Raw genomic sequence first — 20,940 nt, 5'->3', positions numbered from 1 at the left:
GCATTCGCGCAGCAGGAAGCTCTTGCCGCTGCCGGCGGGGGCGCAAATCAGGCGCAGGCGGCTGCGGGCGGCGAGCAGCGCCGCGCTGAGACGGGGACGCGGCAGGAACCCGGCAGGCAGGGGCGGAGCGCTGGGCAGGCTGGTTTCGTTTCTCGCCGTGGGCATGGCGTCACTCGTTGGAGACAGCGAAAGCGTGGGGGCAAGTATGGTACGGATCGCAGGCCGGGAATGCACTTCGTGAATTCCGGCGGGCGGACAGGATCGCTCTTCGTAGGAGCCAGCTTGCTGGCGATCATTCGCATGCACCAGATGCATCGGCGGTGCGGGAAACCTCGGATCGCCAGCAAGCTGGCTCCTGCAGGAAGCGCATCGCCAGGCACCAGAAAAAGAGAAGGCGGCCCGCAGGCCGCCCCAATCAGGAGTTGCTCGATGACCCGGCTGGCGCTCAGCGCACGCCGGTCTGGCGCAGTGCGGCGGGGGTGTAGTCGCCGGCCACGGCCTTGGCGCCGAAGACGATGCTCTGCTTCTCCTCGTTCTTCAGGCCGAGTACCGAGTAACGGCCGGAAACCAGGTCGTACAGGGTTTCGGCGGTATAGCCGGGCACCTTGTGGTGGTAGTACTGCTGCGCGTGTCCCTCGGCCACGCGCCAGAGCTGGCCGCGGCCGTCGTAGTGGTCGACCTCGGCCAGCTGCCAGGTGTCCTCGTCGAAGTACATGTCGCGCTTGGCATAGATGTGGCGCTCACCCTGCTTCAGGGTGGCGACCACGTGCCAGACACGATGCAGCTCGTAGCGGGTCAGGTCCTGGTTGATGTGGCCGGGCTTGATGATGTCCTCGTACTTCAGCTTCGGCGAATCGAGCTTGTAGCTGTTGTAGGGGATGTACAGTTCCTTCTTGCCGACCAGTTTCCAGTCGTAGCGGTCCGGCGAGCCGTTGTACATGTCGTAGTTGTCGGAGGTCGCCATGCCGTCGGCGGCGGTCGCCGGGCCGTCGTAGGCCACCTGGGGCGCGCGCCGCACGCGGCGCTGGCCGGCGTTGTAGAGCCATGCCTGGCGCGGTTCCTTGACCTGGTCGATGGTCTCGTGCACCAGCAGCACGTTGCCGGCCAGGCGCGCCGGGGCGTTCACCCGCTGGATGAAGTAGAACAGGGCATTCTCCCCTTTCGCCTTGTCGAGATCGGGCAGGTTGGCCGGATAGGAAATCTCGTCCTCGAAATGGACCATGGTGAAGGAGCCGCTCACCTGCGGCTGCACGCGGGTGATGTAACGGTGGATGTTACCGCCGCGGTAACGGGTCTCGTGGTTCCACACCACCTCGACGCCGGACTGCGGGATCGGGAAGGCGTAGTAGTGGCTGTCGAAGTTCTTCAGGCCGTTGCCGCCGCCGACCAGCTCGGTCTTCCCGGCGCTGGCGCGGATCGCCTGGTACATCTCGTCCGGCAGGGCCGCGGTGCGATGGCTCGGGTAGACCGGAATTTTGTAGGTATCCGGGTAGCGCTTGAACATCGCCATCTGGCCGGCGGTCAGCTTGTCCTTGTACTGCTCGGCGTTGGCCGCGGTGATGGTGAACAGCGGCTTCTCGCTGGCGAAGGGATCGGCCAGGAAGCCCTTGGCGTCCACCGCGCCGGCATTGGCCGGCAGGCCTCCGGTCCAGGCGGGGATGGTGCCGTCGGCATTGCCGGCCTTCTCCGCGCCCATGGGCGTCAGGGAGGTGCCCAGCTTGGCGACCTGGTCGGCGGGAACCGCGGCCATCACGCTGCCGGCGAGCAGCGAAAGGGCCAGGGTCCCGGTCTTGAGCAAGGTTCGAGTGGAAAGCATGTGCGTGATCTCCTGCTTCAGAAGTTCATACCGAGACTGAATGCGACGAAGTCACGGTCAATCGAGGTGTTGAAGTCGCCACCGAAGAAATCCGTGTAGGAAAGGCTGGCGGTGTAGGTGTTGGCGTAGTCGGCATCCAGGCCGAGGCTGACGGCCTTGTTGCCCTCGTTGAACAACCCGTTCGGGCCGTAGCCGTCGACGTCGTGGGACCAGCTGACGTTCGGCCGCAGGTTCACCCCGGCGAAGACGTCGTTGTAGTCCCAGATGGCGCGGGCGCGGTAACCCCAGGAAGTGCTGGTCACGAAACCGTCGTCCGTGCAGTTGCTGGTGAGGTTGGCGAAGTTGGGAGTGCCCGCCGCGCCGGTGATGGTCGACTGGTTCAGCGCGCGGCAGGTATTCACCGGGCCGGTCGCCGGCAGCGGGCCCGGGCCGAATACCGGATCGCGGCCATAGCGCGCCTGGCTGGTGGATTCCAGCCCGCCGACATGCACCACACCCAGTTCGCCCACCAGCGTCACCCGTTCGGCGCCCATCACCTGGTCGAAGAAGTGCACCAGGGTGGTCTGGAACTGGGTGATTTCCTTGCGCTCGTAGCCGTGCAGGTCGGAGCCTGGCGTGGCTTCCAGAACCGAGGCGTTGCCGAAGGCGGCGAAGGCCGGGCTTAGCGCCGCCAGCGGGGCGACGTTGGCGAACAGCAGATCGGTGGTGTTCAGCTGCACCGGCGCGTTCGGCCGGTAGCTGATCTCGCCGCTCCACGCGGTGCCGGTGGGCAGCGTGGTGGAGAAGCTCAGGCCGTACAGGTGGATGTCCTCGGGATATTCCATGAAGTAGCTGGCGTTCCCGGCGACCACCAGCGGCGCGCCGGCGCCGGCCTGCGCCGCGATGTTGTAGAGCCTCTGCCCCGGCGCCGAGGTGCCTAGGAAGGGCGCGCGGCTGTGGTAGTTCATGTAGTAGGCGCCGAATTCGGTGTCCAGCGGATCGAACATGTAGCGCAGCGCCATCCCCCACTGCCCGCTGTCGCGCGCGTCGCGGTCGCCGGCGCGGCGGACCAGGGTGCCCTCGCCGTTCTGGTCGATGTCGAAGGCGGTGCCGGGCAGCGCGGCGTTGATCGCCTGTCCCGCCGCGAGGTTGTTGGTCAGCACGCGGAGGTTGTCGGTGCAGCCGTCGGCAGCCACGTCCGGCTGGGAGAAGAAGGTGCCGCAGTTGTCGATGACGGTCTGGTCCCACTCGATCTGGTAGAAGGCCTCGGCGGACAGGTTGTCGGTCAGGCTCTGCGACAGGTAGAACATGTTCACCGGGATCAGGCCTTCCTTGATCTCGGCGCCCGGGCGGCGGAAGGCGGAAACGTCGATCGGGTTGATCGAGTTGATGCCGTTCTGGATGAAGGTGCTTTCGCCCCAGCTCACCACCTGCTTGCCCAGGCGTACCGAGCCCGGCTGATCGGCGATGCTGTAGTTGTGGTAGACGAAGGCGTCGAGCAGCTGGCCGCCGGCGGACTTGGCGCCCTCCTTGCGGCCGCTGTCGTCGATGTCCTTGAACAGGCGGTGCTCGTCCTTCAGTTCGAAGTCGTACCAGTACTTGCCGCGCAGGAACATCCCGCTGTCGCCGTACTTCAGTTCGAGGTCATGGATGCCCTTGAAGATCTTCGAGAAGGTCTCGCCCTTCTTGAAGTTCAGGTGGCCGTCGTCGGAGGTCTGCGACAGGCCCTTGCCGCCGTTGTTGACCCCGATCAGGTCCGGATCTCCACCGCGCACAGCCCAGCTGGCACCGATGGACAGCGAGGAATCGAAGCTTCCCTCGATCTCTCCCATGTTGAAGGTGACGCCCTGTGCCTCGGCGATGCAGCCGAGCGTAATGGCGACGGCCAGCGCTTTCAGTCTGAATTCGGCGCGCGCTGTTGTTGTTTTCATGCGGCTCCCCTGTTGGGTGTTTGGTGGCCGCGAAAGCTAAACAGTCGTAACCCGCGCACGTAAGCGACGAAGTAGTGATTCGCAAATTCATACTTTGGGATGAATGCCCGTCCACGACCCGGAATCCCACGGGTCTGGCCGTGGAAGCGCGGGCGGTGGCACGGGCAAAAAGGACCGACGGCAGGAGCGGATCAATCGCCTCCGCCGATGAACCAGCGGTAATACGGATTGTTCCCGTCGTTGCGCACGACTTCCCGGGCCTCCCGGGCCCAGGCCGCGCGGTTGCCGTTGTAGGCGTGCAGGACCAGCCCGTAGAAACGCCTCAGGGACCGCCACTCGTCACCGATTGCCGCGCGCACCGCCTCGTCCGCGCCCTGCAGCGGCGGGGGCTCGCGCAGCGACAGCAGTTCCGGCAGGACGCGGGTGATTTCCTTCGGGCGGACCCAGGGGGCGTATTCGATGCGCGGCTGGTCGTCGGTGACCGGCCGCGCCTCGCCGGCGAAACGCAGCAGCCCCTCGCGGCCGGTCACCCGCGTGGCCAGCAGCGCCGCGGCGGAATCCACCCCGACTTCGCGCAGGGTGGCGGCGACGTCCGGTTGTTCGAAGCGCTGGCGGATGCGTTCGGCATCCAGCACCTGCGGCTCCAGCGAGCCGATCAGCAGCATCTCGTGGAACTCGGTGGTCCACAGCGAGGCATGGGGGAAAACGTCCGTGAAGCTGCGCACCAGCGAGCGGCTGTCCCCGGTGTTCTGCGTCGGCAACGGCAGCCACTGGGCGAACAGCCCGCCCGGCTGCAGACGGGCGGCGGCCAGCTGGTAGAAGTCCCGCGAGTACAGGTTGACCACCCCGGCGGCCGAGGGCGGCGGCGGTTCCAGAGTGATCACGTCGTAGCGCTCGGCGCTGCGCAGCAGTTCCCGGCGGCCATCGCGCAGGCGGATGTCCAGGCGCGGGTCGTCGATCGCGCCATAGTTGCCCCTGAACAGATGGGCCGCCTGCAGCACCTCCGGCAGCAGTTCGGCAACCACCGGCCGCTGCAGGCCGGGATGGCGCAGCATGGCGCCGGCGGTGATGCCGGTGCCGAAGCCGATGACCAGCGCCGAGCGCGGCTCGCCCCGATGGATCAGCAGCGGCAGCAGCGCCTGCAGGCGCATGTAGCGCAGCGACGGCATGGAGTCCCCGGTATTCGACACCCCCTGGATATACAGGCGATTGAATTCGCGCCCCTCGCGCCCCTGGGCCACCACCGCCACGGTGCCGCCCCGCCCTTCCTCGTAGAACGCGATACGGCCGTTGCGCGCACCGGGCAGCAGTTCGGCCAGGCGCTGCGGCGGTGTCAGCACGCCGGCGGCCAGCGTCGCCAGGCAGATGGCGATGACCGTCCGGCGCATGCCCGCGGTGACCTGCGGCCCGCGCCAGACGGCGACGCAGCCGACGGCTGCCGCCAGCACGGCGAGCACCGCCAGGGTCCGCACCAGGCCGATGCCGGGCACCAGCAGGAAGCCGGTGAGCATCACCCCGACGATTCCGCCCAGGGTATTGAGCGCCACCACCGCGCCGACATCGCGGCCGACATGCCCGCTGTCCACCGCCAGGCGCAGGGCCAGGGGAAACGCGGCGCCGAGAAGGGTGGTCGGCAGGAACACCACGCACAGCGCCGCGACCGCGAAGCGCGTGCACATGCCGGCCAGTTCGCTGCCGGTGAGTTGCAGCATCCACAGTTCGGCGCGCGTCTGGGCGAACACCAGCCAGCGATCGAGGCCGGCGATCTGCAGCAGGGCGAGCAGCCCGGCGACGGCGATCAGCACGCCAAACAGCCCCCACGGATCGCCAATGCGGTCGGCGCGGCGGGCGTACAGCGCACTGCCCAGCACCAGCCCGGCCAGATAGGTGGCGAGCACCATGGCGAAGGCATAGGTGCGCGTGCTCATGAACTGCACGATGGATTGCGTCCACACCACCTCGTAGCCCAGCGCCACGCCACCGGCCACGCAGTACAGGGCGATGGCCAGGCGCGCCGCCGTCGGGCGCGGCGCAGGCTGCGGTCGCGCCGGTTCGGGCAGGCGTTCGTCGCCGCGCCGGGCCAGCCAGGCGCCGCCCGCGGCGAGCAGGTTGAGCAGCGCGGCGGCGCAGGCGCTGCCGGTCACGCCGAGCTGCGGCAGCAACACGAAGGCGGCCAGCAACGTCCCGCCGATGGCGCCGGCGGTATTCGCCGCATACAGCCGGCCGCCGGCTTCGCCCAGTTGTCCGGCGGGCGGCGCCAGGGCGCGCACCAGCACCGGCAGCGTGCCGCCCATGAGGAACGCGGGCAGGCCGACCAGGGCGAACGGCAGCAGCCAGGCGAGCGCGCCGATCCGCTCTTCCAGCCGGGCGAACGGGCCGGCCGCGTGGGCCAGGGCAAGGGTTGCGCCGATGCCGAGCAGCGCCACGCCCAGCTCCAGCCCGGCGTACAGGCGCACGGGCCGGCGCAGCCGGTCGGCCCAGCGGCCGAACACCAGCCCGCCCAGGGCCAGCCCGGCGAAGAAGGCACTGATGCCGGTGGTGACGGCGTAGACCTCCACCCCCACCACCAGGGAAAGCTGCTTGACCCAGAGCACCTGGTAGACCAGCGCGGCGGCGCCGGAGACGAACAACAGGGCTGCGGGGAGCAGGAGCCGCAGGGTCAAGCGCTTGCGGGCACCCGCAGCGACCGCCACGCGGGGAGACATGGGAGACGAACTTCCGGCTGAGGACATCGGACTGGACCTTGTCGGATCAGGGAAAACCCGCGGCGGGGCGAACCGCCGCGGGTGTCGGGTGCCTTTCCAGTAGCGGCACGCTGGCGCAGGACTATTGCTTCTGCTTCATCTTCTCTTCGATCTTCTTGTCCACGTCGGCACGGATCTGGTCGATGCTGAAGCTCGCCGGACGCTGGCTTGGCGGATATTCGACGAAGGTCTGCAGGAAGGCCGCCGCCTTGCGCGTACCCTGGAACAGCAGGTAGTCGTTCTTGGTCAGCCAGTCGTAGTACTGGTCGGAAACCACGTCCGCCCGCTCGTAGGGGTCCATGCGCAGGTTGAACAGCTTGGGCACCCGCAGGCAGGTGAACGGCTCACTCCAGACCTGCAGGCCACCCGGTGCGCGCTGTTCGCACCAGACGATCTTCCAGTCGTTGAAGCGCATGCCCACCAGTTCGGCTTCGTCATTGAAGTAATAGAACTCGTTGCGGGCGCTCTTGTCGGACTTGCCGGTCACGTAGTCCAGCTGGTTGAAGCCATCCAGGTGCACCTTGAAGGTCTTGCCGCCGATATCCGCGCCCTTGAGCAGGCGTTCCTTGATGTCGGTGTCACCCACCGCGGCGAGCAGGGTCGGGAACCAGTCCAGCCCGGAGAACATCTGGGTCGATACCGTTCCCGGCTTGACGTGGTTGGGCCAGCGGATGATCGCCGGCACCCGGTAGGCGCCTTCCCAGTTGGAGTTCTTCTCGTTGCGGAACGGCGTGGTCGCCGCATCCGGCCAGGACCACTGGTTCGGACCGTTGTCGGTGGTGTAGACGACGATGGTGTTGTCGGCGATCTTCAGGTCGTCCAGCGTCTTCAGCAGCTTGCCGACGTCGCCGTCGTGTTCGAGCATGCCGTCGGCGTACTCGTTGCCCGGCATGCCGCTCTGGCCCTGCATGGATTCCCGCACATGGGTGAACGCATGCATGCGCGTGGTGTTCATCCAGACGAAGAACGGCTTGTCGGCCTTGACCTGCTTGTCGATGAAGTTGATCGCGGCCTGGGTGGTCTCGTCGTCGATGGTTTCCATGCGCTTGCTGTTCAGCGCACCGGTGTCCTCGACCTTGCCGTCGGCGCTGGACTTGATCACCCCGCGCGGCGAAGCCGCCTTGGTGAAGGCTTCGTCGTCCTTCGGCCAGTACGGACGCTCCGGCTCCTCCTCGGCATTGAGGTGGTAAAGGTTGCCGAAGAACTCGTCGAAACCGTGGTTGGTCGGCAGGTACTCGTCACGGTCACCGAGGTGGTTCTTGCCGAACTGGCCGGTGGCATAGCCGTGCGCCTTGAGCGCCTGGGCGATGGTCACGTCGCGGTCCTGCAGGCCGACTGGTACACCCGGCATGCCCACCTTGGACAGCCCGGTGCGCAGAATCGACTGCCCGGTGATGAAGGTGGAGCGCCCGGCGGTGCAGCTGTTCTCCGCGTAGTAGTCGGTGAACATCATGCCTTCCTTGGCGATGCGGTCGATATTCGGTGTCTTGTAGCCGACCACGCCGAACGAGTAGGCGCTGATGTTGGTCTGGCCGATATCGTCGCCGAAGATCACCAGGATGTTCGGCTTGTCCGCGGCGCCCGCGCTCGAAATTCCCGCCAGCGCGGTCGCCACGAGGGCAAGCCTGGGTAACCATCTTCCTCTGCGCTTCATTTGGATGTTCTCCATTCCGGTTACATGTCGTGACCCACGACTACGTACACTGAAGATGGCGACTGCCCGGCTGCGTATCTCCGTGCTCCTGCGGCTCTCAGGGTTTGCTGGGCTCCGTGTCGAACGGATAGACGCGCGACCATTCGCTGGCCATGTCCACCACAACCCAGTTGTTGCTCGTCGCGGCGTCGAGCGCCTTGTCCAGGCGCCCCACCTTGCTCTCGCGGTCATAGGCCCACTCGCGCTTGCCGTCGGTGTGGCGCACCAGCCCGGCAAAGCGCCGGCCCGGGCCGGCCATGGTCCATTGCAGCATCTGCAGGTCGCCGTCGGAGTTGCCGAAGGCGAACACCGGGCGGCGGCCGATGATCGATTCGATGCTTTCCGGCTTGCCCGGGCCGTCGTCGTTATGGGCGAGCTTCGGCAGGCGCAGGATCGACAGCTGGCCGTCCTTGTCCTGGAACTGGCTGGCGAAGGTGGTGCCGATCACCTGCTCCGGCGGAATGCCGTAGACCTCCTCGGCGAAGGTGCGCATGAAGGCCACCTCGCCGCCGGAAACGATCCAGGTCTTGAAGCCGTGCGCGCGCAGGTAGTCGAGCAGCTCCAGCATCGGCTGGAAGACCATCTCGGTGTAGGGCTTGCCGCTGCGCGGGTGTTTGGCACTGGCCAGCCAGCGTTCGGCGTTGGCGGCGAAGGCCTCGCTGGTCATGTTGGTGTGGGTCGCCCCGACGATCTCCAGCAGCCCGTGCATGCCGCTGGCGGCCAGGGTTTCCCTGTCGCCTTCCAGCAGCGCCTTGAACGGCTGCTTCTCCTTCCATTCCGGATGCTGCGGCGCCATGCGCCTGGCCTCGTCGAAGGCGAACAGCACCTGGAAGTACATCGGCTGTTCGCTCCACAGGGTGCCGTCGTTGTCGAACACGGCGATGCGTTCGGCGACCGGGATGAAGTCCTTGCTGCCCTGGGTGGTGGTGGCGCTGACGAATTCCTCGATGGCCCGTCGTGAAGGCCCGTCGTTCCACGACGCCAGCGGCTCGGCCGCCTGGCCGAGCAGCGGCAGGACCAGCAGCACAGCGAATATCCAGCGAAATACATGCAGTCGGTTTGTCTGGTTCATGGTTCATCCCTGTTTTGTGCGAATCGTTGGGAGCCTCGCGGATTCAGCGCCTTCAGCCCCCCTCGTGGCTGCGCATCGGCAGGCTGCCGGGCAAGGGTCCGGCGAAGCTCGGGTAGCGCGTCTTCAAGCCCGGCGTCCGAGCCAGCACGCCGGCCGTAGCGGCCTGCGAGGAAGGCTAGCAAACGATCCGACAAGGTCGCCGACACTGGTCGCAATAGTGCGACAAGGTCGAGGCTGCCGGTGCTCCGGCGAATCCACAGGTACAGCGCGTCGAGTCGCAGCGGCCGTGCCGCCAGCTGCCGTCGCGCCTGGCGCCAGGCGTGCTCGGCGGAATCCAGCCAGGCCTGCCGGCGCCGTTCGCGCCACTGCCGCCATGTCCGGGTGACGCCGGCGATCCAGGGCCGGCCGAAATGGAACGCGGCGCCCGCGACGAGCAGCACGCAGGCAGCCAGCAACCAGTGGCCGGCGATGCGCACCTGCGCCTTGCGGCCCAGTTCGCGCAGATCGTCGGCGATGGAGAACGGCGCCTGGTAGGCGGCGCCGGCCTTCGCCTCGATCGTCACCTCCGGCACCGAGGCTCGGCGTTCCTCGCCGGTGCCGGCGTCCCGCCAGCGCAGTTCGATGGCCGGCAGGCGGAATTTCCCGCCTTCGCCCACCACGTAGGTGACCGCGTCGTCGCGGGAGCCGCCGATGACGGTGCCGCGCCCGTCGCCGAGCGGCTTCACCGAGGGCGTCTGCACATAGCGTTTCAGCCCCTCCACCTCGGCGAATCCGGGCGGCGGGATCAGCATCGCCTGGGCGCCCTCGGCGCGCACGCTGAGGCGCCGCGTGACGCTGTCGCCGACCCGCAGCGGATCGTGGGAAGGCTCGACCTGCTGGGTGAACTCCACGCTCTGCGCCACCAGCCCCTGCATGTCACCCGCCCCGCCCATCTGCCGGGCGACGAAGCTCTGCGGCTCGGTCCTGAGCGTCAGCGGACCACTGCCCTGCCCCGGCTGGACCTGGATGTCCAGCGCCGGAATGTCGAAGCGCTGCGCCCGCTGCGGACTGATCCGGTAGACGAAGCGCAGGCCGAAGAACTTCCGGCCGTCGATCTGTTCGGTGAGGTGGGTCGCCTCGCTGCTCGGCGCCGAGACCAGCGCGCCCTCCAGCTCCAGTTTCTGCAGCTGCGGCGGGCTGCTGAACCAGGTATCCACCAGCAGGTCGACCTGCAGTTCCAGCGTTCCGCCGACCATGGGCGAATCCGCCTGCGCCAGCCGGGTCCGCACCCTCACCTCGGGTTCGGCGGCCGCCGCGAGGGTGGCGATCAATGCCAACAGCAGGGCCAGCCATCTCATGGCGCACCTCCCGCGTCCGGCCGGCGCGCCGCCTGCTGCAGGAGGAACTTGCGCTTGAGGAACTGCGCCGGCGAGGTGTTCAGGTTCTGCAGCCACAGCTGGTCCGAAGTCGCCTGCGCGGTCTTCTGCTGCACCTTCTTGCCCTTGCCGGGCTCGTTGTCGAACTCCACCTTGTCGGGCTTCTCGTCCGGGTTTCCGGCTTCCTGCTGCGATTCGCGCGCCTTCTCCAGCGCCTCGGCCAGCGCCAGGTTGGCCTTCGCCTCGGGGAAGTCCGGCTGCAGTTGCAGCGCCTTGCGGTAGGCGGCGATGGCCTGCGGGAACCGCGACAGGCGCACATAGCTGTTGCCGAGGTAGAAGTACGCCGGCGCGCTGTCCAGCCGCGCGAAGCTGGCCAGGGCGGCGTCGAAATCCGCCGCGCGGTAGGCTGCCAGGCCTTTCCAGAACGGATCGGCGAAATGCGCCGCCGCCTGCGGGAAGTGCCGGTGTTCGTAGGCCCAGCGGCCCTGCTGGTCGGCGGTGAAGAAGGCGTCCGCCAGCACTCCGGCCCGCGCCGGCGCGGATGGCAGGCCCAGGCTCACCGCCAGCGCCACGCCGGCCAGCCAGTGCACCCGCCAGCCACGGCGCATGCAGTACAGCCCGACCAGCGCCAGCGGCCAGCACAGCCAGTAGCCGGCGTCCTTCCAGTGCACCTCCTGCGCATCGTCGCTGGCGGCCTGGAAGTGCTGGCGGGCGTGCAGCTCGATCCAGTCGAGGTCGTCGTCGTTCAGGGTCAGGCTGCCCAGCGGCGCGTCGGCTGCACTGGCCAGTTGCCTGATGGCCGCTGCATCGAAGCGGGCGAGCAGCGGACGGCCGTCGGCATCCACCCGCGGCTGTCCATGGGCATCGCGCAGCATGCCGCCATCCTGCGCGCCGACCGCGAGAACCAGCACCTGCAGGCCACTGCCCTGCAGGCGCTTGCCGATCCCGTCGAACTGGCCGGAGTCGGCGCCATCGGTCAGCAGCACCAGGGTGCCGGGCGAGCGCTCGGCTTCCAGAAGGCGCCGGGCCTCGTCGATCACCCCGAGCACGTCCTTCCCGGCCGTATCGATGAGGTCGGTGGACAGCGCCTGCAGGAAGGTATCCAGCAGCGCCGGATCGTCCGTGGCCGGCAGCACCACATGGGCGCTGCCGGCATAGGCCAGCAGCGCGGTGCGCGCCCCCGCCCGGCGCTGGATGAGGTCATGCAGCTTGTGCTTGGCGGCGGAGAGGCGCGAGGGTGGCAGGTCGTCGGCATCCATCGAGGGCGACAGGTCCAGCGCCAGGATCAGCGGGGCGCGATCGTCGACGAAGTCGGGACGGTCCTGCTCCCAGGTCGGCCCGGCGGCGGCGACCGCGCCGAGCACCAGCAGGACACCCAGCAGATGCACCGGCCGCAGGCGACGCTCGTCCCGCGGCGCGATCACCAGCAGGCCGAGCAGGTGCGGGGCGATGATGCCGTCGAGCTGGCGCGCGAGGTCATGCCGGCGCAGCCACAGCAGGGGGAACAGCAGCCCCGGCACGATCAGCAGCAGCCAGAGCGGACGCAGGAAATGGAAGGCGCTGAAATCGAGATTCATCTCAGGCCTCCCCTTCCGCTCGCCGCTGCCGCGCCGACGATAGTTGCGCCGCAAGGGCCGCCAGCCCCTGGCAGGCCGCCTGCAGGAGCAGCGCCACGCCCAGCGGCATCCAGAACAGATCGCGCCGGGGTTGGTGGCTGAAGGTCTTCACCTTGTGCGGGGTGATCCGGTCGAGGGTCGCGTAGACCTCCTGCAGTGCGCCGCTGTCGCCGGCCTGGAAGAAGCGGCCGCCGGTGGTGCGGGCGATGTCGCGCAAGGCCTGCAGGTCGACCTTGTCGTCGCCGCTGGCCCCGGGGTCGCCGATGCCGATGGTGTGCACCACGATGCCCTGGTCGCGGGCCATCTGCGCCGCGTGGTCGGGGGCGATGGCGCTGCCGGTGTCGTTGCCGTCGGTGAGCAGGATCAGCACCTTTTCCTGCTCCCTGGCGTCCTGCAGCAGCTTGATGGTCAGGCCGATGGCGTCGCCGAGCGCGGTATTCGGCCCGGCCATGCCGATGCCGACCTCGTCGAGCAGCAGCGACAGGCTGGCGTGATCCAGGGTCAGCGGCGCCTGCGGATAGGCGCCGGTGCCGAAGACGATCAGCCCGATGCGGTCGTCCTTGCGCCGGGCGATGAAGTCGCGCACCACGTTCTTCACCGCGCTCAGCCGGTCGATGCGCTGGCCGGAAGCGTCGGTGTAGTCGGTGGCTTCCATGGACTGCGAAATGTCGATGGCGAGCATCAGGTCGCGGATCGGCCGCTCCCGCTCGATGGGCCTTTCCACCCACACCGGCCGGGCGCAGGCGGCGAGCAGCAGCAGCCACACCAGCAGGTTGAGCGCCGTCTGCCAGCGGCCACCGCTCCCTCCTGCCCGCCCCGGCGCGTGGCCGGCGGCGCGGCTCATGCCGATGAAGAACGGCACGCGCAGGGCGCTGCGCGATTCGCGGTACTCGGCGAGCAGCCGGCGGACCAGCAGCGGCAATGGCAGCAGCAGGAACGCCCAGGGGTACTCAAACTGCCACATGGTGCGCCTCGATCCAGTGGCGGGTGCTGTCCAGCAGGACCTGCACTTCCTTGTCAGGTATGGCCTGCACGCGTTCGGCAGGGGCATAGGACAGCAATGACATGCGCTGGGCGAAATCCGCCGGCAGCGCCGTACCGGCGTGGCGTTGCAGGAATGCCTGCCACTCGGCACCACCCAGACGCTCGACGGCGGGCCCCTGCGGCATCGACAGCGCCACGCGCTTGAGCAGCTCGGGCAACTCGCGCAATGCCGCCAGGCGCGTCTCCGCGCTGCCGAGGTCCCGTGCCAGCTCGTCGAGACGCTGCAGGGCTTCCCGGCGATAGCGTTCGCGCTCCCGGCGGCGCCGCCGCATCAGCAGCCAGCCCGCCAGCAGCATGGCCAGCAATACCGCCAGCGCCAGCCAGCCCCAGGTCTGCGGGAAATAGCTGACCACCGGCGCCGGGTCCGCCATGTCCTGCAGCTGAGAAATGTCCGGGCGCGCATCGGTACTCATCGCGGCGCTCCCGCCAGGCGGCCCAGCTCGCGGCGCAACTGTTCCAGCGCGTCCCCGCCGGTATCGATCATCAGCAGCGGCACCCGGCTGCGGCGCAACAGCGTGGCGACCTCCTGCAATCGGCCGGCGAGGAATTCGCCCAGCGGGCGCTGCACCTGGCGGCGCTCCATTTCCAGCTCGACCTGCAACTCGCCCTGGGTCACCCGTATCCGCCCGCGCTCGGGCACCTTCAGCGCCAGCGGGTCGTAGACCTGGACGGCGATCACGTCGTTGTGCGCGTTCAGCTGGCGCAACAGCTGCAGGGTCTGCGGCCCGACGCCGGCGAAATCGCTGATGATGCAGATGAGGTGATCGTGGCTGGCGACGCCCAGGCAGCGGCGCAGGACCCGGTCGAGCTGGCCCGGCTCCGCCGCGTCCGGCTCGCTGGCGCTCAGCGCATGGTTGTTGCCGACGATGGCGGCGAGCAGCGCCTCGACCCGGGTACGGCTGCGCAACGGGCGAACGTGGTCGATGCGCTGGTCGCCGAAGACCATGCCACCGACGCGGTCGCCGGCGTGGAAGGCCATCCAGGCCGCGATCGCTCCCAGCTCCGCGGCGGTCGCCGACTTGAAGCTGCGCTGCGAGCCGAAATACATGCTCATGCGCTGGTCCACCAGCAGCAGGGTCGGCCGGTCGCGTTCCTCGGTGAAGGTGCGCACGAAAGGCTTGCCGTAGCGCAGCGAGGCTTTCGCATCGATATGGCGCAGGTCGTCGCCGGGGATGTAGTGGCGCAGTTCGTCGAAGCTCAGCCCGCGTCCGCGCAGGCGCGATGCGTGGTTGCCGGAAAGCACGCTGGACAGCGGCTGGCGCGCGACGAAGCTGAGCCCGCGGGCGCGGTGCTCCTGCGCCATCAGCTGGGACAGCGACACGTAGACGAAGCCATCGGCGACGGGTGCGTTCTGCGGCATGGCGCCCTCCCCTTCAGGCCGGAATCGCCACCTTGTCGAGCAGGCGGTCGATCACCTGGTCGGCGCTCACGCCATCGGCCACCGCGTCGTAGGACAGCTGCAGGCGATGGCGCAGCACCGGATGCGATACGGCGCGCACGTCGTCCGGCGAAACGAAGTCGTTGCCGCTCAGCCAGGCGTGGGCGCGCGACACCCGGTCCAGGCTGATGCCGCCGCGCGGGCTGGCGCCGATGTTGACCCAGCGCGCCAGGTCGGCGTCGTAGTCGGCGGGCCGGCGGGTCGCGTTGATCAGGTCGATCAGGTAGCGGTCGATGGCCTCGGAGACGTACACCGCGCTGACCTCCCGGCGCGCGGCGAAGATGGCGTCCTGGGCCAGTCGGGCCTGCTCCTGCGCATCGCCTGCCGTCTGCTGCTGTTCCTCGTCGCGCAGCATGCGCAGCACGCGGGTTTCGTCCTCTACCTTGGGGTAGTCGATCATCAGCTTCATCAGGAAGCGGTCCATCTGCGCCTCGGGCAGCGGATAGGTGCCTTCCTGTTCGATGGGGTTCTGCGTCGCCAGCACCATGAACAGGCCGGGCATCGCGTGGGTCGTGCCGGCGACCGTGATCTGCCGCTCCTCCATGGCCTCCAGCAGCGCCGCCTGGACCTTGGCCGGGGCGCGGTTGATCTCGTCGGCGAGGATCACGTTGCCGAACAGCGGTCCGGCCTGGAACCTGATCTCGTTGCGACCTTCGGCCTGCTGGAGAATCTCGGCGCCGGTGATGTCCGACGGCAGCAGGTCGGGGGTGAACTGGATGCGGCTCATCTGCGCATCCAGCTGCCTCGCCAGCGCCTTGACCGTGCGTGTCTTGGCCAGCCCGGGCAGGCCTTCCAGCAACAGGTGACCATTGGCGAGCAGGCCGAGCAGCACGTGGCGAATGGTCTGTTCCTGGCCGAGAACCGATTGCCCGACGCTCTGTTCGAGGGACTGGATCTGTTCACGCACGCTCACGGGCTCACTCCCTTGTGACGGCGCCTGCAACCGACCAGGCGCTGGAAACGGGCGTACTCCCTGCAGGCTCTCCGCCTGTCACGCCGATGGACCGCGCCCCGCGGGACTGCCGGTTCGGGTAACTGTAGACGGCCGATTGCGAATCGCCCCCGATCCGCTGCCATCTACTGCGTTTTTCGGCTATCGGGAAGCCCATGCGGCAGTTGCGCAACCGGAGCGAGCATCTAGTCTGGCTCCAAGAGCATTCGCCCAGCAGAGGAAGCCCCATGACGAAGCCCCGACATTCCCGCATTCCGCTACTGGCCTGTGCATTCGGCCTGCTGCCGGCTGGAGCCTGGGCCGGCGGCGACATGCTCTACGAAGCCGGCCAGGAAAGCGCCGGCCTGGCCAATGCCGGCGCCGCCGCACTGGCCAGCGACCCCAGCGTGCTGATGAGCAACCCCGCCGGGATCACCGAACTGAAGGGCACCCAGCTGAACGTCAACGGTCAACTGATCCTCGGCCACATCAAGTTTTCCCGCGACGACGGCAACCAGTTCGCCGGCAACGAGGGCGGCAACGCGCTGCAGTACCTGCCCGGCGCCAGCCTGTTCATCAGCCACCAGATCGACGAGCGCAATGCCGTCGGCTTCGGCATGTACGGCAACTTCGGCCTGGCGCTGGACTACGACGACGACTGGGCCGGCCGCTACTTCACCCAGGACGCGGCGATCATCGGCATCTCCTTCCAGCCGACCATCGCCCACAAGTTCACCGACGACCTCTCCGTCGGCTTCGGCCCGCGCATCATGCTCGGCTACTACCGCACCGAAGTCGGCATCGACAACAACCTGCTGGGCCTGGCCAACCGGCCGGACGGCCAGCTGGAATACCAGGACACCGACACCGGGGCCGGCTTCAATCTCGGCCTGCTCTACCGGGTCAACGAACGGACCCGCATCGGCCTCGCCTACACCAGCAAGATCGACCTGGAGTTCCGCGACAGCCCGGACCTCGACGGCATCAGCAACCCGCTGCTGAACCTCGCCCTGCGCCGCCTGGACGTGGACAAGCTGGAGCTGGACGTGACGGTGCCGCAGACCGTGACCTTCAGCGTCGCCCACGATCTCGATGCCGAGTGGAAGCTGCTCGGCAGCCTCGGCTGGCAGGACTGGAGCGAGTTCGGCCAGTTCGGCGTCGAGATCGACGCGGACGCCACCGACGTCAGCCGCACCGTCGACCGCCAGTACAAGGACACCTGGCACGCCTCCCTCGGCGCGCAGTACCAGGCCTCGCCCCAGCTGCGCTGGAGCATGGGCGTGGGCTACGACAGCTCGGCGGTGGACGACGACGACCGCACCGTGGACAACCCCATGAACGACACCTGGCGCCTGGCCGCCGGGGTCAACTACGCCCTCGACGAAGGGCTGGACCTGCACTTCGCCTACACCCTGGTCTGGCTCGGCGACATGGACGTGGACCAGACCAAGCGGCGCTCCGGCACCACGCTTTCCGGCACCTACGACAACGCCATGCTGCACATCCTCGGCGGCGGCGCGGTGTGGCGGTTCTAGCAGCCCACGCCCTGGCGGGCACGGGTGGCACTCGTTGTTTGCCCAAGTCATGTGGACAAGCGACGCCGGTGCAGTAATCGATGCTTACGCGCTACGCGCAAGCACGTATTTTTCGTCACCAGCGCGTCGGTGGTTGGGAGCATGAACAAGCGGCTCCACGCCGGGCCAGGTGGCCGGGGCGAGCCCCGAGGCGGGTTGCTGAATAGAAGTAAACCGGCAGAAGGCGGCCAGGAGCGGCCAGGAGCGGCCGGTGACTGCCGAAAAATAAATCAGTCGTCCTTCTTCCTGATTCGGGCGATGAGTTATGTAACAGCCTTGGAGGCACAGCAGGACATCAGTCATTACCTGATGCAATAAAGTCGCATCAATTCAGCGACGGGCTACCGCCCGGCGTGGCCGAAGAAGAACTTAACCCACTGTCCGGGATGGGTGACCACTACAGAATTGATGGCTCAAGCATAGAGGCGCGGAGTGCGGTGGTACACGACACGCCCCAGGCAGTCTCTGAGCTTACGTCCTCTTCTCTTTTGTTCGCCAATCTTTAATGTAAAGCAGTTGGTCGCGGTTCAATTGCAATACTTTATTTGACTGCAAGGTTTTCTGGGTTTCCGTGTTGAATTTTTTCGCCTCGTCAAAAGCAAGGAATATTTGTTTTTTCTTGAAGGCGCTTAGAATTCGGATAATGTTCTCAGTTGCAGAGATCTCAATATTTTTGTAGATCATTGAGTCATGGATGATGAAGGGCAGGTTCGTGAGTGACAGCACCGCAATATCAAAGCCAACCAAACCGGCGTAAGACTTACCCGTACCAGTATCTAGTGGTGATGTAAAGCTATAAGAGTTGGCATTTTTAATTCGCAATTGTGAAGGGTTTCGCTCAGGGCCGTAAACGATTTTGTTGAACTCTTCGAGTTCTGAATTGATAGAATATTCGATGCTGAGGAAGATTTGATCATAGATCGCATCAAGGCGAGCTTTAGAAGCCGCCTCGCTCTCGTCAATGGAAGTCTTCTGCTCAAAGAATTTATTTTCTTCCCTGGCTTTGTCGGTAACTTCTTTAAGTTCAAAAACTTTTGCAAATATATCTGTGGGTGTGCCCTTTAGATTGAGTGCTAGCTTTATTTTCTGATCAAGATCGGTAATGCTTCCATTGATCTCGGACTCTTGAGTAAGCAGGGCTTCAAGCTCGTTTTTTAATTCTCTGCCAACTAGCTTTCCAATTTTTTTGTGGAATTGCTCTACTTGTTGTAATCGCTCAAGGTCAGCCTCAGGGAAGAACTCAGCAACAAGCGCGATATTTGCAGTCAGGCGAGGGGATAGTCCAGAGATGTCTCTCTGAAGTTTTTCTCTTCGGGCTGAAATTAGGCTCCGCTGTTTTATTAACTCGTTTTTGCTCTGTTGGATTTCTCTTAGCTTTTCGTCGAACAAAGCCTCGTACGCGGTGATGGCTCCCGCAAAATTGTCCTTGAGGTCGCTAATGGCTTGCGCGTTGTCTTTGATCAGTTTTTGGTTTGATCTATATTGGGTCGTCGTGATCCGAGGAATTATTTCCGCAGTCATCGACCTTTTCATTAGATCTTTCTTGTCCTTCAATATCTGTAGTACAGCGCGCTCCACCGAAACATCGCTGGTGCGCTCAAATAGATCGAGCAGCCTGAATATGCCAGCGCTCAGTTTTTCTTTGGAAGCTCCTGCCAAGGGATGATCTGGGTCAGACTCGCCTTTGTTCCATATCCGTGCAAATGGGCTAACGATAGAGCGGAATGTGCTCTCTAATCCAGATAGACCGTAAAGGCGCTTGAGGTGTTCTCTGTACGCCTCTAGGGACATCTCGTCATGTTTTATGTGTTTGGAGTCGCAAACGTCTACAATATCAGGTCGCTCAGTTGATCTTCGAACAAATAAGGGTTCGCCTTTAAATTCAAAGGTGATGTCGTATGAATGATCTCCCAACGCCTTGATGACGCCGGCGTCGTCTACTAAGAGGCTGGTTCCGCCCATTGCGAAATCAATCACTAGGAGGGCTGATGACTTGCCAATTGAGTTCTTGGCTTCGTCATCGCCCAAGATGATGTTCAGCCCGTCATGAAAGTCGATCTGTTTGTGATTGAATAGATTGCATTTGATTTGTTTAAGCATAGTCAATCACTCCAGTGTCTTCTTGGACATCCAGATAACCTAAGAAAAATAATACGTCCATCGCCACAAGAAATTCAGACGCATCTAGAAATTCCCCCCTAGTCTTGGCGAAAATCTGCGCCACTGTATCGCCAGGCTGCTTTTCTGCAAGGATTGCGTGCATTCTAAAAATGGTGGATTCTTCAAGCTTTGTGAATTTACTTGGCACTAGCATCGAAGACCTCGCAGTTCTGTACAAAGAATGAAGTAACGATTCTGGAGGCGTCTATAGATTTGCCACTTTTGGCGCTGATCCATTGGGCGATGTAATTAAATATTGCATCTTTGTTATCTGGATGCTCGCTATGCATCGCCCAGAAGTAAGTGTTGACTTGGTTAAGTAGCATTTTCACTGCCGCTTGGTCGCGTTGTTCCAGTAGTCGCAACTCGTCCTGGATGGTTACGAAATAGTCCACCACATCATTTCGGATATTTCGCCTTAGGACGGGGCTCGCTCCTTTTTTCAACTTTTCACTCAAGGTAGAAGCATTGAGCTGTAGATCGAAGCTGATCAGGCTTTCATCGTCCAGATTAGATATTTTCTCAATTAGCTCTTTTATTTCTTCTCTGAGGCTGTGTTCTGAAATTGACTTCCTTGCGTTTGCATCCCGGATAAATCCATCCTTAATGGCTCGCAGTCTGTCGTATTCTTCAATCTTGAAATCTTTGTCATATTTTCTATGGCAGGTTGGGCATAAGCAGATCACGTTAGCAAGATCATTGATGTCGGCTGGCATCGTGTGACTAGCAAGTGCAATTTTTTGTGCAGCAGTTGGATTCAAAGGGTAGATGTGAGCTACTTCATAACCCTTTTTTGGATTTTTCGAGCCTGGTTTGGTAAATATAATTGCGCAAGCACAGAGGGGACATATGCCGCCTGTCTCTGCGTAAAGCATACTGTGCTCTTCAGGGTGGTAAGTTATCCGTGCATTCGCCATATCAAACCTTTGAACCTAAATTGTCTGCATGCCATTCAGGGCTAAACTATGCCCTAATTTGCTGATGTTAGAGTGGTTGACTCGGGCAAGCGAACGCTCCATGCAACGTGATGGAGAGGGCATACCTATGACTGTTTGGGATAGGAGCGAGACGCTTTCGATTGGCGGTACGCCAGCGCCTGGTGATGTATACACGGCGCCTACGCAACCTGCCTGTTCAGAATCCCACATTCCTTGTGCCTGTTTTCCACTTGTGAGGCAGAAAATACCATTTCGCCATCATGGCCGGTATATCCAAATGGCTAGATTTAGATGGCTGTTCCTGGGCGAGTGGGGTGACTGTCCGCTCTTGGCCCAGGCTGTGTAAAAACGTTGGCATCGACCTTGCTCGGATTTGATGGAATCAAACTCAGCAGGGCGGCCCATGAAGCGTTTCATCCAGGGAGAACATCGAGGTCAAAGCACGCTGCTTCCGGAGAGCCTGGATGACTACGTCGCGGACACCAACCCGGTGCGGGTGGTCGATGTGTTCGTCGATGAACTCGACCTCGGCCAGTTGGGTTTCGACGGTGTCGTCCCGGCGGAAACGGGCAGACCTGCTTACCATCCTGCCGATCTCCTGAAGATCTACATCTACGGCTATCTCAATCGCATCCAGTCCAGTCGCCGG

At 64.5% G+C, this 20,940-nt stretch carries 16 protein-coding genes and 1 pseudogene; 3 read left to right on the top strand and 14 right to left on the bottom strand.

What is annotated here, in order from left to right; translation table 11 throughout:
• Window positions 1-445: 445 nt before the first annotated feature.
• The 11 genes from BLR75_RS16305 to BLR75_RS16255 form a co-directional block, all read right to left on the bottom strand.
• Complete coding sequence (locus BLR75_RS16305; protein WP_084310985.1) at window positions 446-1,816, bottom strand: DUF1329 domain-containing protein; 1,371 nt, start codon at window positions 1,814-1,816, stop codon at window positions 446-448.
• A 17-nt stretch (window positions 1,817-1,833) separates the two neighbouring features.
• Window positions 1,834-3,726, bottom strand: a complete 1,893-nt coding sequence (locus BLR75_RS16300; protein WP_084310983.1) for a DUF1302 domain-containing protein — start codon at window positions 3,724-3,726, stop codon at window positions 1,834-1,836.
• A 191-nt stretch (window positions 3,727-3,917) separates the two neighbouring features.
• Window positions 3,918-6,431 (bottom strand): fused MFS/spermidine synthase, encoded by a 2,514-nt coding sequence (locus BLR75_RS16295; RefSeq protein WP_245726156.1) that lies wholly within the window; start codon window positions 6,429-6,431, stop codon window positions 3,918-3,920.
• 121 nt (window positions 6,432-6,552) lie between these two features.
• Window positions 6,553-8,124, bottom strand: a complete 1,572-nt coding sequence (locus tag BLR75_RS16290; protein ID WP_084310979.1) for an arylsulfatase — start codon at window positions 8,122-8,124, stop codon at window positions 6,553-6,555.
• A 97-nt stretch (window positions 8,125-8,221) separates the two neighbouring features.
• Window positions 8,222-9,235: an HAD family hydrolase gene (locus tag BLR75_RS16285; RefSeq protein WP_084310977.1), complete on the bottom strand. Its 1,014-nt coding sequence runs from the start codon at window positions 9,233-9,235 to the stop codon at window positions 8,222-8,224.
• Window positions 9,232-10,572: a BatD family protein gene (locus tag BLR75_RS16280; RefSeq protein ID WP_084310975.1), complete on the bottom strand. Its 1,341-nt coding sequence runs from the start codon at window positions 10,570-10,572 to the stop codon at window positions 9,232-9,234. Before BLR75_RS16280 ends, BLR75_RS16285 begins: the two co-directional genes overlap by 4 nt.
• Complete coding sequence (locus tag BLR75_RS16275) at window positions 10,569-12,167, bottom strand: VWA domain-containing protein (RefSeq protein WP_084310973.1); 1,599 nt, start codon at window positions 12,165-12,167, stop codon at window positions 10,569-10,571. The genes BLR75_RS16280 and BLR75_RS16275 overlap by 4 nt, the downstream gene beginning before the upstream one ends.
• A gap of 1 nt (window position 12,168) precedes the next feature.
• On the bottom strand, window positions 12,169-13,170 hold the full coding sequence (locus BLR75_RS16270) for a vWA domain-containing protein (protein ID WP_084310972.1): 1,002 nt from the start codon (window positions 13,168-13,170) through the stop codon (window positions 12,169-12,171).
• Complete coding sequence (locus BLR75_RS16265) at window positions 13,157-13,663, bottom strand: DUF4381 domain-containing protein (protein ID WP_084310970.1); 507 nt, start codon at window positions 13,661-13,663, stop codon at window positions 13,157-13,159. The genes BLR75_RS16270 and BLR75_RS16265 overlap by 14 nt, the downstream gene beginning before the upstream one ends.
• Complete coding sequence (locus tag BLR75_RS16260; RefSeq protein ID WP_084310968.1) at window positions 13,660-14,610, bottom strand: DUF58 domain-containing protein; 951 nt, start codon at window positions 14,608-14,610, stop codon at window positions 13,660-13,662. Before BLR75_RS16260 ends, BLR75_RS16265 begins: the two co-directional genes overlap by 4 nt.
• Window positions 14,611-14,623: 13 nt before the next feature.
• A complete protein-coding gene (locus BLR75_RS16255; RefSeq protein WP_084310967.1) occupies window positions 14,624-15,601 on the bottom strand; it encodes an AAA family ATPase in 978 nt (325 codons plus the stop codon).
• A 266-nt stretch (window positions 15,602-15,867) separates the two neighbouring features.
• Here BLR75_RS16255 and BLR75_RS16250 point away from each other — a divergent pair, with 266 nt between their 5' ends.
• Window positions 15,868-17,154 carry an OmpP1/FadL family transporter gene (locus BLR75_RS16250; protein ID WP_084310965.1) on the top strand — a complete coding sequence of 429 codons (1,287 nt, stop codon included), beginning with the start codon at window positions 15,868-15,870 and terminating at the stop codon, window positions 17,152-17,154.
• A gap of 303 nt (window positions 17,155-17,457) precedes the next feature.
• Window positions 17,458-17,585 (top strand): annotated as a pseudogene (locus BLR75_RS26560) (IS3 family transposase); the annotation flags it as partial.
• A gap of 79 nt (window positions 17,586-17,664) precedes the next feature.
• Here BLR75_RS26560 and BLR75_RS27075 read toward each other — a convergent pair.
• Genes BLR75_RS27075 through BLR75_RS16235 form a run of 3 tightly spaced genes read right to left on the bottom strand, consistent with a single transcriptional unit; the run spans window position 17,665 to window position 20,228 of the window.
• Window positions 17,665-19,293 carry a DUF2326 domain-containing protein gene (locus BLR75_RS27075; protein ID WP_084310963.1) on the bottom strand — a complete coding sequence of 543 codons (1,629 nt, stop codon included), beginning with the start codon at window positions 19,291-19,293 and terminating at the stop codon, window positions 17,665-17,667.
• Window positions 19,286-19,507 carry an ABC-three component system middle component 7 gene (locus BLR75_RS16240; RefSeq protein WP_084310961.1) on the bottom strand — a complete coding sequence of 74 codons (222 nt, stop codon included), beginning with the start codon at window positions 19,505-19,507 and terminating at the stop codon, window positions 19,286-19,288. The genes BLR75_RS27075 and BLR75_RS16240 overlap by 8 nt, the downstream gene beginning before the upstream one ends.
• Window positions 19,491-20,228, bottom strand: coding sequence for an ABC-three component system protein (locus BLR75_RS16235; protein ID WP_245726155.1), 738 nt, complete (start codon window positions 20,226-20,228; stop codon window positions 19,491-19,493). Before BLR75_RS16235 ends, BLR75_RS16240 begins: the two co-directional genes overlap by 17 nt.
• 466 nt (window positions 20,229-20,694) lie before the next feature.
• Between BLR75_RS16235 and BLR75_RS16230 the strand changes: the two genes are divergently transcribed.
• Window positions 20,695-20,940 (top strand): transposase (locus tag BLR75_RS16230; RefSeq protein ID WP_139207037.1); only part of this gene is annotated, 246 nt, incomplete at its 3' end.

Source organism: Pseudomonas jinjuensis (assembly GCF_900103845.1).
Classification (GTDB): Bacteria; Pseudomonadota; Gammaproteobacteria; order Pseudomonadales; family Pseudomonadaceae; genus Pseudomonas; species Pseudomonas jinjuensis.
Note: the sequence above shows the minus strand (reverse complement) of the source record. Positions and strands in the feature narration are given on the sequence as shown.

Excerpts from the sequence above, each read along its gene's own strand:
- BLR75_RS16250 (WP_084310965.1), top strand. The coding sequence starts at position 15,868 with ATGACGAAGCCCCGACATTCCCGCATTCCGCTACTGGCCTGTGCATTC.
- BLR75_RS16300 (WP_084310983.1), bottom strand. The coding sequence starts at position 3,726 with ATGAAAACAACAACAGCGCGCGCCGAATTCAGACTGAAAGCGCTGGCC.
- BLR75_RS16295 (WP_245726156.1), bottom strand. The coding sequence starts at position 6,431 with ATGTCTCCCCGCGTGGCGGTCGCTGCGGGTGCCCGCAAGCGCTTGACC.
- BLR75_RS16285 (WP_084310977.1), bottom strand. The coding sequence starts at position 9,235 with ATGAACCAGACAAACCGACTGCATGTATTTCGCTGGATATTCGCTGTG.
- BLR75_RS16275 (WP_084310973.1), bottom strand. The coding sequence starts at position 12,167 with ATGAATCTCGATTTCAGCGCCTTCCATTTCCTGCGTCCGCTCTGGCTG.
- BLR75_RS16265 (WP_084310970.1), bottom strand. The coding sequence starts at position 13,663 with ATGAGTACCGATGCGCGCCCGGACATTTCTCAGCTGCAGGACATGGCG.
- BLR75_RS27075 (WP_084310963.1), bottom strand. The coding sequence starts at position 19,293 with ATGCTTAAACAAATCAAATGCAATCTATTCAATCACAAACAGATCGAC.
- BLR75_RS16270 (WP_084310972.1), bottom strand. The coding sequence starts at position 13,170 with ATGTGGCAGTTTGAGTACCCCTGGGCGTTCCTGCTGCTGCCATTGCCG.
- BLR75_RS16235 (WP_245726155.1), bottom strand. The coding sequence starts at position 20,228 with ATGCTTTACGCAGAGACAGGCGGCATATGTCCCCTCTGTGCTTGCGCA.
- BLR75_RS16240 (WP_084310961.1), bottom strand. The coding sequence starts at position 19,507 with ATGCTAGTGCCAAGTAAATTCACAAAGCTTGAAGAATCCACCATTTTT.
- BLR75_RS16280 (WP_084310975.1), bottom strand. The coding sequence starts at position 10,572 with ATGAGATGGCTGGCCCTGCTGTTGGCATTGATCGCCACCCTCGCGGCG.
- BLR75_RS16290 (WP_084310979.1), bottom strand. The coding sequence starts at position 8,124 with ATGAAGCGCAGAGGAAGATGGTTACCCAGGCTTGCCCTCGTGGCGACC.
- BLR75_RS16305 (WP_084310985.1), bottom strand. The coding sequence starts at position 1,816 with ATGCTTTCCACTCGAACCTTGCTCAAGACCGGGACCCTGGCCCTTTCG.
- BLR75_RS16260 (WP_084310968.1), bottom strand. The coding sequence starts at position 14,610 with ATGCCGCAGAACGCACCCGTCGCCGATGGCTTCGTCTACGTGTCGCTG.